This is a genomic window from Arthrobacter sp. P4_H3, assembly GCF_056400885.1.
The window spans coordinates 15,757-30,769 of sequence record NZ_JBFUKK010000034.1; the positions used below are offsets into that span (position 1 = coordinate 15,757).

Below are 15,013 nucleotides of genomic sequence, written 5' to 3' on the forward strand. Positions count from 1 at the left end.
GGGGTAGGCCATGGGAAAAATCACGCGCCGCAGGACGGCCGGGGCCGGTGGAATTGGCCTCAGCGTCCTTATCGCTGCCGTCCTTGCTTCAGGACTTTCCTTCGTCTGGAACCAGACGCAGCCGGCCCCTGCCGAGGCCGTAGCAACCGCCGCACCTGTTCAGTTGCGTGGAGTGGACGGCGGCACCGACTATTTTGCGAAGTATGCCAACCCGCTGCCTACCGATCCTTCGTATTTCCCCGTCGGCATTTGGCTGGAAAGCCTCATAGAACCAACCGATGCCCCCAAGGACCGACTCATGGGGATTAACCTTTATGTTGATCTGACCAGCAACTCGGATATTGCGCTTGCCACCAAAGAGGGAATGCGCGCCCTGACCAGCGTCCCGATGGCCAATGCCGCCGGATGGATGCTCTCGGATGAGGTGGACATGTGGGCCGGACCCGGTGATGCCGCCTGGACAGGCAACTGGCCGGGGTACGGCCCCATCTGCACACCGGAGAACCAGCGCTGCGGCTATACCGTCCTGCGCGACCTCCGCAAGTCCGTGCCCGCCGGGACGATGGTCTATGCGAACTACGGCAAAGGCGTGACGTTCTGGGAAACCAACGAGCAGGCCGCCGTTTTCGTCAATGATTTCCAGGACGTGGTGTCTGCGGATAACTATTGGTTCACTGACCCCTATATCTGCGGGCCGTCCGAAGGCGGTGCGGTGTTCGCGGCCGGAGCGCAGCTGGAACCGGGAAAATGCAGACTTGCCGCCAACTACGGCTGGACCGTGGACCGGGTGCGATCCCTGGTGAATCCGGCAGCCAGCAAACCGGTCTGGTCATTCGTTGAAGTGGGCCATCCCTTTACCCAGGCGGACGCGCCCACGATCACCGGACCGGAAATCCGCGCTGCCGTGTGGAGCAGCCTTATCCACGGCGCCCGCGGGATCGTGTACTTCAACCACAACTTCGGTGGCGACTGCCAGACCCAGCATGTGCTGAGGGGCCCCTGCGGGGATGCCGTCAGACCGTGGGTGACGGATGTGAATGCACAGATTACGAGGCTTGCGCCGGTACTCAATGCCCCTTTCCTCGACAATGCACTCTCGCACGGCGAAGGGATTGACGCCGCCATCAAAGTCCACGACGGATCGCTTTACGTCCTCGCCGGTTCCGCGCAGGCACGGGAGCAGGATGCCGTCTTCCAGCTGCCCTGCCTTGCCGGTGCCGGTGCCGCTGTAACCGTCCTCGACGAGAACCGCACCGTGACGATGGCTAACGGCACCTTCAGCGATCACTTTGCGGACGGCAATGCCGTCCACCTGTACCGGATCGACGGCGGCGCCGCGTCCTGCGTCAAGTAGCGGAGCCGCCGGACTTCCTGACTACGCCGGCGTCCGGAAGAACAGTTCGGTCACACTGGCCAGCCGGAACGGGTCTTCGACGCCGCAGAGTTCGCGTGCCGAGTGCATGGACAGCAGGGGCACACCCACGTCGACAGTCCTGATGCCCAGCCGCGTCGCTGTCAGCGGCCCGATGGTGGATCCGCACGGCATCACGTTGTTGGAGACGAACTCCTGATACGGAATCCCCGCCTCGCCGCACAGCCGCGCCCAGAAGGCTGCTCCGGGCGCATCGGTCGCGTAGCGCTGGTTGGCGTTGATCTTCAGCAGGGGCCCGCCGTTGAGGACCGGCCGGTTGACCGGATCGTGGCGCTCGGCATAGTTAGGGTGCACCGCGTGGCCCGCGTCGGCGGACACGCAGAACGACGCCGCCAGTGCCTGCCGCCGCTGGCTCGCCGACGCACCGAGGCCGTCCGAGATGCGCACCAGGATGTCCTCGAGCAGCGGTCCGCAGGCACCCGAGCGCGAGTTGGAGCCGATCTCCTCATGGTCAAAGGCGGCGAGGACGGCGATCGGCCCGCCGTCCGGGCGCTCCCCGGCCCCACCATGTGCGATCAGCGCCACCAGCCCCGCATGGGTGGCTGAAAGGTTGTCCAGACGCCCGGAGGCGAAGAACTCACTTTTGGCCCCGAAAACCGCGGCCGGCTGCGTGTCCGCGATGACGACGTCGTACCCGCCGATCTGTGCCGGATCCAAAGGCGCGGCGCCGGGAGCCGCCGGGGTGGCCCGTTCAGCCAGCAGCGCGAGGAGGTCCTCCCCTGCCGGGTCGCCGAGCCCGAAGACGGGATTCATGTGCTGCTGCTTGTCCAGCGCCAGGCCGTCGTTCACCGCCCGGTCCAGATGAATGGCCAGCTGAGGGAAGCGAAGCAGCGGCCCGGTGGCGGTCAGGCACTGCGTTCCGTCAAGCATCACCAGCCGCCCGGCCAGCTGGAGCTCACGGTCCAGCCAGGAGTTGAGCAGCGGCCCGCCGTAAACCTCGACGCCGGCCTGGAGCCAGCCGAACTTCCCCGTGGTGGGCTTGGGCTTGAGCTTGAACGACGGCGAATCGGTGTGCGCCCCCAGGACGTTGAACCCTGTGGTGGGTCCGGCACCCTCCGGCGTCACCCAGGCGATCAGCGCACCGTCGCGGACCACATAGAACCGGCCAGCCGCGCGGGCTTCCCCGCTGTCGCTTGTGCCGGCCGGCCACGCCTCAAGCTCGTCCAGCCCGGTGAAGCCCGCCTCGTCCAGCCGCCGTGCGGCTTCCTCCACTGCGTGGAAGCTCGACGGCGACGCGCTGACATACGCGCCGAGGTCCCGGATATGGTCTGCGGCAGTGGCGTGGGAAGGCATGGCTCCGAGTCTAGCGGTGCCGCGACGGCCCACCACCGAAGGCCCTTTCCGCACCGTTTCCTACACTCTGACGTTGAGCCCCGCCGTGTAGCCGCCCGCCACCGAACCGGACATGGTGGCCAGCTGGTAAATGCCGCCGTCGTCGCCAAAGACGTTGTCCGAGGTGAGCGTGGTGTTGGGAAAGTTCCGGGCGCTGGACTCGTAGCCTGCCGTGGCGTAGACCTCGTCGCAGGCAGCCTCCGTCATGGCGATCTGGGAGACCGCCAGCACCTGGCCGGCCACCGTGGCATTGCTCATGGACTCGAAGACTTCGAAGTGGATGTGGGGCCAGCGGCCGTTGTACGCCCCGGGGTAGATGGTGGTGAACGAGACCTGTCCGTTCGCGTCAGCTTCCTGGACTCCGCGGAGGAAGTTCTCGTTTTCCAGCCCGGCGTCGTACATCGAGTATTTGCCGTCGCGGTCGCAGTGCCAGGCATAGACGGCGGCGCCGGGGAGCGGCCTGCAGCCGTTGGCGTTGTCCAGCAGGGTCAGGGTAACCGTCAGCGGGATGCCTTCGGCCTTGGTGGTGGAGGTCCCGAAGCTCGAAGTGATGTCCTGCCGGACCACGCCGGATGCCTCCAGGACGTTGGGCCCGTTGGAACCGTCCCCCGGGTAGGGGCCCGCTGTCTCCTGCGGAATTTCCACACCGCATTCGGCAATCGCACGGGTCAGTGTGGGTGACGCCGACGCCGTGGCGGACGCCGACACGGAGGGGGTCGCCGTCGCTGTTGCGGAACCGGTGGCGGCCGCCGTCGTGCTGGCAGCGCCGGCGGTGGACCCGCCCGGGCTGCAGGCAGCCAGTGCTGCGGCCGCGGCGCCGAAAAACATGCCCAGCGACCGGCGGCTCACCAGCGTCGTAAGGTCGAATTCCAGGCCGCGGTCATGGTTGGGATGCGGTTCGTGGGGAGGCTGCGGTGAAGGAGTCATGGACCCATGAAACTCGGGACGACTATGCCGCGCATAGGCCTTTCCTGTGTGCCGGCTGTGCGGTTCCTTCAGGCGCAGCGGCGGCGCCGGGCGACAAAGCGGCGGTGCCCGCCGCCGGGATCCCGCCGTTTCGTGGATGACCGGTCCAGCCGGGGGACTTTGGTCCCTACCCCCGCTCACCGCATAGGTATCTACTGGTGTGTGGGTCTGGTCGCCTGCGGTTGCCGCCCTGCCAGGAGAACAACACAGGAGAGTGCTATGTCCGGTGCGTTGAAATGGTCCCCGTTCGAGTCGGCCCGGTGGCCGGACGCCGTCGACGGGGCGGGCAGGACTCCCCCGGGCTTCACCGGCGCACTCGGGCGGGTCTTCGCTCCCAACAACCTACCGGTCCCCGCTCACAACGAGGAAGTCCATGCCGCCGATGTGCGTGTCGAGGAGTTCGTCGACCGGGAGACCCTCGTGGTCAGGGCCGAAATGCCCGGCGCGGACCCGGACCGTGACATCGAGGTGTCCGTGGCCGGGGGCGTGCTGCATATCCGCGCCGGACGCGGGGAATCCGATGGCCATTCCGACGGGAACGGCCATCATTCCGGGTTGCGCTACCGCCCCTTCACCCGCAACCTGCCGTTGCCGGAAGGGGTTAACGACACAGATATCAAGGTGTCCTTCAGGGACGGCGTGCTCGAAGTCAGAACGCCGCTTCCCGCGGCACCATTAGCGGATGCCCCGGAGAAGCGGCTCCCGATCAGCCGCGAATAGCGTCGGATTTATCAGCCAACAGGCTCATTTAACCAGCCGGGCGACCGGGAAAGAGGCAGCAGAACATATGGAACGGGTCCCTCAATGGAACTGAAAACACAGTGGCACCGGCTTGATCCCGCCACCCGCCGCTGGCTCATGGACAATCCCGGCTGTGTGGTGCTGCCGAGGACGATCGCCACGATCGTCGCCCGGGTTGCCGATGAGCCGGTGGTTCGCGACCAGCACGGCGCCATCCAGCTCAGTGCGGAGGACGTCAGCTTCATTCGGACCCGGGTGCACAGTTCCGCCGCCGCTGCCGGGGAGCACAAGTTCTTCGATTCCGTGCAGCCGGACCAGGGCGTGGGTCCGGCGGCGGACGTGGACTCCCCGCTGGACATGGACTCCGAAAGCACGGAGTCCGGCCACCTGGATTGACGGCGGCCGGACTCCGGTTGCGGGCGGGTTACGCCCGTTGCTGCCGGGCTAACGCAAGTGAACTACGACGCCGGTCCGGCACCTACGCCGGCTTCTTCGGCTGCGGTGTCCGTCCGCTCGGTGCTGGTCGTGGCGGTTTGTTCGGTCCCGGCGTGTTCTGTCCTACCGGTGCTGCCGAGGTTCTTGCGGTAGCGCCAGACGCCGATGCCCACCACAACGAGCGCCAGTGCCAGTGAGAGGAGCAGCGACTCCCGGGTGGACTCCAGGACCACCATGCCGATCAGCAGCGCAACGATGCTGACGATGGACACCCAGGTCAGGTAGGGGAAAAGCCACATCTTCAGGGCAAGGTCCTTGGCGGCCGCTCCCATCCGGCGGCGGAGGATCAGCTGCGAGGAAGCGATGACCAGCCAGACGAACAGCGCAATCGCGCCTGACGTGTTGACCAGGAACAGGAACACCGTGTCCGGCGCAATGTAGTTGAGGCCGACGGTGACGAAACCCACCACGGTGGAGGCCAGCACGGCGGCGGCCGGAACGCCGCGCCTGGAGATCTTCATCCAGGCCCGGGGCGCGTCCCCCCGGCGGGAGAGCGAGAACAGCATGCGGCTGGCCGTGTAGAGGCCCGAGTTCAGGCAGGACAGCACCGAGGTCAGGACCACAATGTCCATGATGGTGCCGGCGCCCGGGATGCCGAAGAGCTCGATTACCGCGACGTAAGGGCTCTTGGCCACGGAGGCGGAGTTCCACGGCAGCAGGGTGACCACGATGGCGATGGAACCGATGTAGAACACCAGGATGCGCCAGACGGTGGACTTCACGGCCTTCTTGACGGCGTCCACGGGGTTCTCGGACTCCCCGGCCGCGATGGTGGCGATTTCAGCGCCGAAGAAGGAGAAGACGACCACCAGGATGCCGGCGAGCACCGCTCCGGGTCCGTTGGGCAGGAATCCGCCGTTGTTGACCAGGTTGTCCAGGCCCGGTGCCGGAACTCCGGGGATCAGGCCCAGGATGGCGGCCACGCCGAAGAGCAGGAACAATACGATGGCAGCCACCTTGATGGAGGCAAACCAGAACTCGAACTCGCCGTAGGATTTCACGGAGCCCAGGTTCGTCAACGTCAGCAGCACCATGAGGACCAGCGCCCACACCCACTGGTCGATTCCCGGAACCCAGCGGTGCATGATGGCTGCGCCTGCCGTTGCTTCGATCCCCAGGACAATGATCCAGAACCACGCGTAGAGCCAGCCGATGCTGAATCCGGCCCACCGGCCCAGGGCCTTGTCCGCGTAGGTGGAGAACGATCCTGTCTCGGGGTTGGCAGCAGCCATTTCACCCAGCATCCGCATCACCAGGATCACGACGATTCCCGCGGCCATGTAGGCGAGCAGAATGCCGGGGCCGGCCTGCTGGATGGCGGCACCGGAGCCGACAAAGAGGCCGGCGCCGATCACGCCGGCAATGGCGATCATGGACAGGTGCCTGGGCTTCAGGGACTTGGAGAGCTGTTGGTCAGCGTGCATGGAAGCGCCGTCCTTAGTTGAGGGTGCGGGCCCCGGACAGGCACGGATCTCCGTGCGTCAGGCCACATTTCTTTCTCACCCTAGACCGGATGACGGACGCCACATCTTGTGCAGTCGAACATTTTGGCTGGCCACGAAACAGCGCTTCCCACAACGAAGCACAGCACAAGGCAACAAAAGTATTCCTTAGGGCAATATTGAAATGTGCCCGAAATCTACTTCAGGGTAGTCAGTAGTCCGGATTGCTCGGGACCACCAGCCCCGTCTCGTAGGCATAGACAACTGCCTGCACCCTGTCCCGGAGATGCAGTTTGGCGAGGATCCTGCGCACATGGGTTTTCACGGTTGCTTCGGACAGGAAGAACCTGTGGGCTATCTCGGCGTTGGACAAGCCCTCGGCCATGACGCCCAGCATTTCCGCTTCGCGCGGTGTCAGCGCCTCCAGCAACGGGTCCCTGTGCTGCTCGTCGCCGTTTGCATGCCGGCCCTGGCCCGCGGCCGGCGCGGAAGTTCCCGGTTGCTGGCCGGACAGGGCAGCGGCGTGGTCCCCGCGCACGTAGGCTTCCAGGAGGCGGCGGGTGACGCGCGGTGCCACCACGGCATCTCCGCTGGCCACCACCCGCACGGCATTCACCAGATCAGCCGGGGCCACATCCTTGAGCAAGAATGCCGAAGCGCCGGCCTGCAGGCCGGCAAAGGCGTACTCGTCCAGGTCGAATGTGGTCAGGATGATCACCTTGGCGGCGGCTCCTGAAGAGGTCACTGCCCGGGTTGCCTCGATTCCATCCAGGACCGGCATCCGCACATCCATCAGCACCACGTCCGGGTTCGTCTCCCTGACCTGCCGGATTGCTTCCGCCCCGTCGGACGCTTCCCCCACGATCCGAAGATCGTCCTCGCCCTCGAGGATCAGCCGGAAGCCCATCCTCAGCAGGGGCTGGTCGTCCACCAGCAGGACTGTGATCGGTGCATTGCCATTCATGATTTTCCTTGGTCCCCATTCCAATTCAGTACAGCCCTGACCCGCCATCCTCCGGCGGCCGGGCGTCCGGCTTCCACCGTACCGCCGTAGATCCCCGCCCGCTCGCGCATTCCGGTCAGGCCCTGGCCGGTCCCCAGCGGCTTGGCTCCGCCGGCCACCGTTCCCGCTCCGCCCGTTCCCGCCTGGCCCACAGTGCCCCGGCCGTCGTCGAGCACTTCAATGGTGACCGTGCCGTCAGCGCGCACCATGCTGACATCCACCCGGCTCAGGGCCCGTCCGTAGCGGAGCACGTTCGTCAGTGATTCCTGAACAATCCGGTAGACGGTCAGCTGGAACGCCGCGTCGTCAGGAAGTGCCGGCCCGGTGTGCGAGTAGTGCAGCGGCAATCCCGCCGTCCGGAATCCCTCCAGCAGTTTGGCAAGGCTGTTTCCTGCGCTCAGGGGCCGGCGCGGTGCCTGTCCGGCAGGCGATTCGTCGCGCAGGACTCCCAGCACGCGGCGCATGTCGGCCAAGGCCGTCCGTCCGGTCCGCGACAGTTCGGCCAGCACCACGGCGGCGCGGTCCGGGCTCTTCCTGACCACCACGGCCGCGCCGTCCGACAAGGTGACCATTACTGTCAGGGAGTGGGCAACGACGTCGTGCATTTCCCTCGCGATCCGGTTGCGTTCAGTGACCGAACCCAGCTCCGCCGTCCGGGCCGCCCACGCGGCGATTTCCTGTTCGTGTTCCCGGCGCTGCCGGACGGAGATGCCGATTCCGGTGGCGATGATGTTGGACAGCGTGATGGTGATGCCGGCAACGATCCCGAAGACAAGCTGAGAATTCTCCGGCGCTGCGGGACCTCCGTTGGGAAGCGCCCGTTCCAGCGGCCCCACCAGGGTGAGGAAGTACAACAGGGACAACGGAGCGTTGGCCAATGCCAGCGCCTTGATGGAGAACCGGCGCGACCGCTGCACTGCCAGCGCATAGAGCGCAAACCAGAGGCCCCCGGAAACATTGGAGCCCCAGGGGTGCAGGAAGGTGATGCCGACTTCCAGCACGGCCACTGCCGCCACAACGGCCACCGGATGGGACCGGCGGAACGAGAGCGCCACGGCAACGGCGGCAAGGAGCGCCGTCGCAGCCCAGCCACCGTCGGCCACAGTGTCCACTGTGGTGGGCGTGACGAGGAGCAGGTAGCACAGCACCACCAGGGCATCCATGGCCCGGGGGTGCCGGTGGAGGTACCGCCGGAGCCTGCCGCGGCGCCTGTCGGCGAGTGCGGCAAAGGACGCATCAACCTGATTCAGGGCTGATGCGTCCTTTGCCATCGGTTCTTCAAGCATGCGTTGAGCCTAGACGGCCCTTCCGCTGCCGGACCTGCTCATACGTCGCGCTTCTTGAGCAGGATCATGGCGAGCACGGCAGGAACGACCACCCACGCGCCGAGCACCAGGGCCGCCTGCCACGCCTCAAGGGATCCGTCCACATGGTTCACGGCCGTCAGGGCGTCCACGGTGTTGCCCGGCAGGTACTTGCGGGCTTCCTCGAAGAATTCGCCGGGAATCAGCTGGAAGGCGATCGGGACCACGAAGAAGAGACCCACCAGGCTCATGATCCCGCCCGCGGAATTCCGGATGATGCTGCCCAGGGACATGCCGATGGTAGCCACAGCGGCCACGTAGAGGCTGTTGACGATCAGGAGTTTGACGGACTGCGAACTGGCAAGATCCAGGCCGAGGTCGTAGTTGTGCAGGATCGGGACGGATATCAGGCCCGCCAGCAGGGTGGAGACGCCTGTGAGGGCGAAGGACACGACACCCACCACGAGGAATTTCGCCACGAAGGCGGGGATTCTCTTGGGCACGGCCGCGAACGTGGAACGCGCCATTCCGGTGGTGAACTCGGAGCTCATCAGCAGCACGCCGAGGGACCCGAGGATCAGCTGGGCGAAGACGACACCGGAAGTGGGCGCAGTCACCGCAATGTCGCCGCCCTGGGCGGCCATCTGGGCGGCCGCTGCCGGATCGGACGCCATCTGCTCGCGGAACTGGCCCGTGGAGAATGCCGCCAGCGCCCCGAAGCCCACCATCACCAGCATGGTGGAACCGAGCAGGATGAGCGTCGAGAGCAGGGTGCGGAACTTGATGAATTCCGAGTTCAGCACCCGCAGGAAACTGGGCCCGGGGCCCGGTGACGCCGGACGGGTAGCCTGTCCTGCGGGCGTCCCGGCCTGAGGCTGGCTGCCGGACTGGGCCCGGCGGCCTGAGGGGTTGGGTTCCAAAGTGGTTGAGCTCATGGCTTAGTTGCCTCCGGTCTGGGCGGGAACGGGGGCTCCCGTGGTGATCAGCGAGTGGTATTCGACCTCGTCCTTGGTCAGCTCCATGTAGGCCTCTTCGAGGCTGGCCTGGAGCGGGGTGAGTTCGTAGATCATGACGTGGTTGTCCAGGGCGGCGCGTGCGATCTGGCGGGGATCCAGCCCCTTGACCTCCAGCAGTTCCTGATCCTGGGCCTCCACCGAAACTCCCGCGCCGGCGAGGAGGTGCATGAGCTGGTCGGGCTGGTCGGTGCGGACCCGGGTGCGGCTTGCGCCCTTGCCGTTGATGATGTCCCTGATGGGGGCGTCGGCAATGATTTTTCCGCGGCCGATCACAATCAGGTGGTCGGCTGTCACGGCCATTTCGCTCATCAGGTGGCTGGACAGGAAGACGGTCCGCCCTTCAGAGGCGAGGTACTTCACCAGGTTGCGGACCCACACCACCCCCTCCGGGTCCAGCCCGTTGACCGGCTCGTCCAGGATGATGGTCTGCGGGTCCCCCAGCAGTGCCGCGGCGATGCCCAGCCGCTGGCCCATGCCCAGCGAGAAGCCCTTGACTTTCTTTTTGGCGACCTCACCGAGTCCGGTCATTTCGATGACCTCGGTGACGCGCTTCTTGGGAATGCTGTGGGTGGCGGCCATGGCCAGGAGGTGGTTGTAGGCCGAACGGCCCGTGTGCACTGCCTTGGCGTCCAGCAGGGCACCGATTTCGCGCAACGGGGCGGCGTGCTTGGCGAACGGGACACCGTTGACGGTGACCGAGCCCGACGTCGGGGTGTCCAGTCCCATGATCATTCTCATGGTGGTGGATTTGCCGGCCCCGTTGGGGCCGAGGAAGCCGGTGACCTGGCCTGCCTGGACCGTGAAATTGACCCCGCCGACGGCGGTTTTGTCGCCGTAGACCTTGGACAGGCCTTTTGCTTCAATCATGGAAGCGTTCCTTTGCGTAGCTGTGGATGCGGTCACGGCTTCTGCTCGCCGCAGATCCGTTCGTACCACCCACGCTACAGACGCAAGCCTCCGATTTCGCCGGTCTCAGGGATGATTCAGGGTGCAGTCAGGGTAGTCCCAAGGGATGACCCCCGCCCCGGTACGGCTGCCTACTCCGGCTGCGGCGAGTAGTAGGTCAGCGCCCCGGGCAACACGGAGAATTCGACGCGGCGCACGCCGGGCATGGCTTCACCGTCCACGGCCAGGGCCATGGGCGATCCCGCTGCCTCCACTGTCACCGACGTGGATTCGCTCAGGTGCGTGATCCGGGACGTGGCCACAGTGCCCGTCAGGACGGACCACAGCAGCCGGATCCGCGCAAACGACTCGTCGGCAGTGATCATCCGGAGGTCCAGGACGCCGTCGTCCATCACCGGCCGCACCAGCGGCGCATGGTCCCGGGGGTAGTAGCGGCCCCGGCCAATGTAGAGGATCCATAGCTTGTGGCGGACACCGTTCACAATCATGGTGGTCGGGGTTCCGGAAGCGAAGGTCCGGAACATGGCCGCGACTCCGGCAAGGGGTTTGCCGAGGGCCGGCTGGAGCTGTTCCCGCCGGCGTACCAGGTTGGGGTACAGGCCGATGCTGGCTGTGTTGAGCATGATCCGTTCCAGCTTTTCGGGACTTCCCGCGAGGCCCCGCTCCAGCCGGACGTGCCCGACGTCGGCGCGGGCCGCCTCCCCGTTGGAGGCCGCCTGCACGGCATCCTCGAGGCAGGATGTTCCGGCGTCACGGGCAAAGTGGTTCAGTGTTCCGCCGGGAAGGACCAACAAAGGAAGCGAGAGTTCGACGGCGACAGCCGCCGCCGTCCCCACCGTTCCGTCCCCGCCCCACACGCCGAGCGCCCTTACACCGGGCCGGGCAGCGGCCGCCTCGATCTCGGCGGCGATGTCGCTATCTTTACCGATCTCTTGTATATGCGCTAAGGGGAATACATCCTGCAGCGCCTTCACGGTTTCCGGCGCATAGGACCCGCCCAGGGTGTTGACCGCGATGGTGAGTCCCTCGCCGCCGGGCAGCTTTGCGGCCCCGGTACCGGAGCGGCTGGTCTCCGGGAAGGGCGGGCGGACGGGCCACCACTTGCGGGTAATCATGGCTGCGCCGGCGCCTATGGCGGAGCCGAACAGCACGTCAGAGGGCCAGTGGGCGCCGGTGTGCACACGGGAATATGCAACACCGGCCGCAAGGGGCGCCAGTGCTGCACCGATGGCCGGCTGAACCAGCCCGACGCCCACGGCAAAGGCAGCCGCGGACGCCGAGTGGCCTGACGGCATTGAGGAACTGGTGGGTTGCGGGTTGACGAACCTGAAAACGGGAAGATGCTCGGGCAGCGGGCGGGCACGCGGAAGGAGTGTCTTGAACACCACGTTGGTGACCGCCGACGCCACGCCCTGGGCAATCAGCCCGTGCAGGGCCGCGCGCCGCGGTTTGCCGGGGATGAGGGCAAGGCCTCCGGCCACCGCGAACCACAGCTTCCCGTGGTTGGCGGAGGCCGAGAGCCGCCTGAACAGCACGTCATGGTTGCCGCCGGGCAGGCCGGACACGGCCTTGAGTAACATCCGGTCCAGCCCGGCGACCAGGCCCGGGCCCTTCCTCAGCATGCTTCGCATTTTTCCACCCTACCGCCGGGAAGCCGCCTACTCGTTGCGGAGCGGCGCGTCCGGCAGCGGCTTCGCGGCTCCGGCAAGGAGGAGCGCCACGAGGATGGGAGCCATGATCGCCAGCAGGGCCAGGTGGATGCCGGTGAGGTCACCCAGGTAGCCGAGGAGCGGCGGCCCTGCCAGGAAGGAGATGTATCCCAGCGTGGACACCACCGACACCCGGGCGGCGGCCTTTTTCGGATCGTCGGCAGCAGCGGACATGCCCATCGGGAAGGCCAGCGCGGCCCCGATTCCCCAGAGCGCGGCCCCGGCCGTGGCCAGCCAGATGTTGCCCGCCAGGACAAAGAGGCCCAGGCCCGCAGCCGCGGCGGCCATGCTGGCGCGGAGCACGGCAACACGTCCGTACTTGTCGATGACGAACCCGCCGCAGAACCGCATCGCCGTCATGGCGAGGACAAAGACGGCAAACATCAGTGCGCCGGCGGATTCGCTGCTGCCGAGGCCGTCCACAGAGGCCTTGGCGATCCAGTCATTTCCGGCACCTTCGGTGAGGGTGGCTCCGAGGACCACCACGCCGATCAGCAGCGTGCGGCTGTCCCGCCAGGCGGACTTCCCCTTCGGTGCCGCGGCTTCCGGGTCGGAGTGCACCTCGGCGGCGATGTGGGGCAGGAAGTAGCGGGGCGCCACCATGGTCAGCACGGCCACTATGGCGGCAATGACCAGCAGATGGGCCGGAAGCCCGACGCCAAGACCGGAGAGGCCGGCGCCGATCAGGGCGCCCACGAAGGCGCCGCCGCTGAAGGCCGCGTGGAACTGCGGCATGATGGTGCGCTTAAGCCGGTGTTCGACGTCGGCTCCTTCAATGTTCTGGGAAACGTCCCACAGACCAATGCCGATACCGAAGAAGAACAGCGCCACCGCCGTCCCGGGCACGGATTCGGCCGTCAGCGAGAGGGCGATGCCCACACCGGCCACGGCAGCCAAAAGACCGCTGGCGCGGACCGCGTTGGCCGTTCCGATCCTTCCCACTACCCACCCGGCCGTGGGAAGGGCGATCAGCGAGCCGACGGCCGTGCAGAGGAGCAGCGTTCCCATCTGTCCGGAGGTCACGTGCAGAATCTCGGTGACAGCGGGGATGCGAGCGGCCCAGCTGGCAAACACCAGGCCATTGATCCCAAAAATCAGGAACGTCGCGGCGGCCGCGGCATTCAGTTTCTGGCTGGAGACGGCGATGCTCATACGTTCACTACTTTCACTGAGTGTTTTCCAAGTTGCGTGAGTTCCTGCGGGCTGAATGTCCTGTCCGTCACGATGACATCGACCGCCTCCAGGCCGGCCACGAGCGCCACGGCGGCTGCGTTCCATTTGGAGCCGGCGCAGGCGGCGATCACCCGGCCCGCGGATTCCAGGCCGGCGCGCTTAACGGCGGCATCGTCCAGGTCGTGCGCCAGCAGTCCGTCTTTGAGGGTCACCGCGCAGGGTGTCACCACCGCAGTGTCGAAGCGGAGGGAGCGGATGTTGGCCTCGGCCAGCGGCCCGCGGAAGCACAGTTCGCCCGGGATCAGGCTTCCGCCCGGCACCAGGAGGGCGGGCCGGTACCCGGCGTGGCTTTCCGCCGTCAACACATTGAGGGCGCGCAGCGACATGGGCATGAGGGTCAGTTCGCGCTGCCGCAGCCGGCGGGCGATCTCGGTCGCAGTGGTGCCGCTGTCCAGCCAGACGTGCTCCCGGTCCCGCAGCAGTCCTGCCACACCGGCGGCGATGCGGGCCTTGGAATCCTGCCCCTCCAGCTCCCGCTGCCCGTACCCGGGATTTTCGCCCCGGAGCACCAGGCTCTTGGCTCCGCCGTGCACCCGGCGGAGGACGCCGTTGCCGGCCAGGGTGTCCAGGTCGCGCCGGATGGTGGCGCCGGAAGCTCCGCACTCCGCCATCAGCTCGTCAACGGTCACCTCTTCACGGCTCCGCAGCAGGTCACCGATCAACCGGTGCCGCTCTTCAGTTCTCATGGTCAAATGCTAACGGAAGATGCTCATTTAGTCAGAACCGTGAGCGTTTGAACGGCGTAGTGTTTCCCTATGGCTGAGGAACTCTTCAAGGACGGCAAACTGTCAGGAGCCGGGGACTACCTCGACGGCAAACGCGAGGGCCGTTGGCTCTTTTATTACCGGAACGGGCAGCTGAAGGCTGATGCCGGCTACCGCCGCGGTGAACTGGACGGAGACTGCATCTGGTACCGCGAAGGGGGCGGACTGCTCCAGAAGGGGTCGTTCCGTGAGGGGCAGCAGGACGGTTTCTGGCAGCGGTGGCACAGCACCGGGAACCTCATGGATGAAGGAACGTACGACGCCGGCCGCAAAGTGGGCGAATGGGTCACCTACGCGCCCGACGGCACGGAGACCAAGCGCAAGACCTTCAAATAAATCCGACGCTCTCTCACTTCCTGCAACTATTCCCCCAACGCTCTCTCACTTCCTGCAGGAAAAACACGAACGCTCGCTCACCAGGTGAACTGGTCCCCGGAAGTTGGACTGCCAAATAGGATCCTAAGCTGCGAGGGCCTGGGCACGGTATTGCACCGGGCTTAGGCCCTCGAGCTTTGTGGAGATCCTTTTGGTGTTGTACCAGTGGATGTATTCCCCTATTGCAGCTGCCAGTGCGTCCGTGTTGAGGAATCGGACGCGGTGGAAGAGCTCTTCCTTGAGGTGGCCGAAGAAGTTCTCCATGACGGCGTTGTCGTAGCAATTGCCCTTGCGG

15 protein-coding genes are annotated in these 15,013 nt (G+C 66.1%); 4 read left to right on the plus strand and 11 right to left on the minus strand.

Annotated elements, in window-relative coordinates; all coding sequences use genetic code 11:
• The first annotated feature begins 10 nt into the window (after window positions 1-10).
• Window positions 11-1,354: a hypothetical protein gene (locus tag AC1DRE_RS24375; RefSeq protein ID WP_476987048.1), complete on the plus strand. Its 1,344-nt coding sequence runs from the start codon at window positions 11-13 to the stop codon at window positions 1,352-1,354.
• Between the two features lie 21 nt (window positions 1,355-1,375).
• Here the strand turns inward: AC1DRE_RS24375 and AC1DRE_RS24380 are convergent, their stop codons facing one another.
• Both AC1DRE_RS24380 and AC1DRE_RS24385 read right to left on the minus strand, forming a co-directional pair.
• Window positions 1,376-2,725 carry a M18 family aminopeptidase gene (locus AC1DRE_RS24380; protein ID WP_476987049.1) on the minus strand — a complete coding sequence of 450 codons (1,350 nt, stop codon included), beginning with the start codon at window positions 2,723-2,725 and terminating at the stop codon, window positions 1,376-1,378.
• Between the two features lie 60 nt (window positions 2,726-2,785).
• A complete protein-coding gene (locus tag AC1DRE_RS24385; protein WP_476987050.1) occupies window positions 2,786-3,691 on the minus strand; it encodes an intradiol ring-cleavage dioxygenase in 906 nt (301 codons plus the stop codon).
• A gap of 258 nt (window positions 3,692-3,949) precedes the next feature.
• Here AC1DRE_RS24385 and AC1DRE_RS24390 point away from each other — a divergent pair, with 258 nt between their 5' ends.
• Both AC1DRE_RS24390 and AC1DRE_RS24395 read left to right on the plus strand, forming a co-directional pair.
• Window positions 3,950-4,450: an Hsp20/alpha crystallin family protein gene (locus AC1DRE_RS24390; RefSeq protein WP_476987051.1), complete on the plus strand. Its 501-nt coding sequence runs from the start codon at window positions 3,950-3,952 to the stop codon at window positions 4,448-4,450.
• 84 nt (window positions 4,451-4,534) lie between these two features.
• Window positions 4,535-4,867, plus strand: a complete 333-nt coding sequence (locus AC1DRE_RS24395) for a hypothetical protein (protein WP_476987052.1) — start codon at window positions 4,535-4,537, stop codon at window positions 4,865-4,867.
• A gap of 62 nt (window positions 4,868-4,929) precedes the next feature.
• Here AC1DRE_RS24395 and AC1DRE_RS24400 read toward each other — a convergent pair whose 3' ends face one another.
• The 8 genes from AC1DRE_RS24400 to AC1DRE_RS24435 all read right to left on the minus strand — a co-directional run bounded on the left by AC1DRE_RS24400 (window position 4,930) and on the right by AC1DRE_RS24435 (window position 14,265).
• Window positions 4,930-6,390: an amino acid permease gene (locus AC1DRE_RS24400; RefSeq protein WP_476987053.1), complete on the minus strand. Its 1,461-nt coding sequence runs from the start codon at window positions 6,388-6,390 to the stop codon at window positions 4,930-4,932.
• Window positions 6,391-6,619: 229 nt separating this feature from the next.
• Window positions 6,620-7,372, minus strand: coding sequence for a response regulator (locus AC1DRE_RS24405; RefSeq protein ID WP_476987054.1), 753 nt, complete (start codon window positions 7,370-7,372; stop codon window positions 6,620-6,622).
• The gene (locus AC1DRE_RS24410; protein WP_476987055.1) at window positions 7,369-8,697 is read right to left on the minus strand and encodes a sensor histidine kinase; all 1,329 of its coding nucleotides are present in this window, start codon (window positions 8,695-8,697) and stop codon (window positions 7,369-7,371) included. Before AC1DRE_RS24410 ends, AC1DRE_RS24405 begins: the two co-directional genes overlap by 4 nt.
• Before the next feature lie 38 nt (window positions 8,698-8,735).
• Window positions 8,736-9,650, minus strand: a complete 915-nt coding sequence (locus AC1DRE_RS24415; RefSeq protein WP_476987056.1) for an ABC transporter permease — start codon at window positions 9,648-9,650, stop codon at window positions 8,736-8,738.
• Between the two features lie 3 nt (window positions 9,651-9,653).
• Entirely contained in the window at window positions 9,654-10,598 is a 945-nt protein-coding gene (locus tag AC1DRE_RS24420) for an ABC transporter ATP-binding protein (protein ID WP_476987057.1), read from the minus strand.
• Window positions 10,599-10,768: 170 nt separating this feature from the next.
• Window positions 10,769-12,268, minus strand: coding sequence for a phosphatase PAP2 family protein (locus tag AC1DRE_RS24425; RefSeq protein ID WP_476987058.1), 1,500 nt, complete (start codon window positions 12,266-12,268; stop codon window positions 10,769-10,771).
• Window positions 12,269-12,295: 27 nt separating this feature from the next.
• Window positions 12,296-13,498, minus strand: coding sequence for an MFS transporter (locus AC1DRE_RS24430; protein WP_476987059.1), 1,203 nt, complete (start codon window positions 13,496-13,498; stop codon window positions 12,296-12,298).
• The gene (locus AC1DRE_RS24435; protein WP_476987060.1) at window positions 13,495-14,265 is read right to left on the minus strand and encodes a DeoR/GlpR family DNA-binding transcription regulator; all 771 of its coding nucleotides are present in this window, start codon (window positions 14,263-14,265) and stop codon (window positions 13,495-13,497) included. The genes AC1DRE_RS24430 and AC1DRE_RS24435 overlap by 4 nt, the downstream gene beginning before the upstream one ends.
• Before the next feature lie 69 nt (window positions 14,266-14,334).
• On the opposite strand from AC1DRE_RS24435, the gene AC1DRE_RS24440 reads away from it, so the two are divergent.
• Entirely contained in the window at window positions 14,335-14,679 is a 345-nt protein-coding gene (locus AC1DRE_RS24440; protein WP_476987061.1) for a toxin-antitoxin system YwqK family antitoxin, read from the plus strand.
• A gap of 123 nt (window positions 14,680-14,802) precedes the next feature.
• Here AC1DRE_RS24440 and AC1DRE_RS24445 read toward each other — a convergent pair.
• Window positions 14,803-15,013 (minus strand): IS3 family transposase (locus tag AC1DRE_RS24445; protein WP_476986070.1); only part of this gene is annotated, 211 nt, incomplete at its 5' end.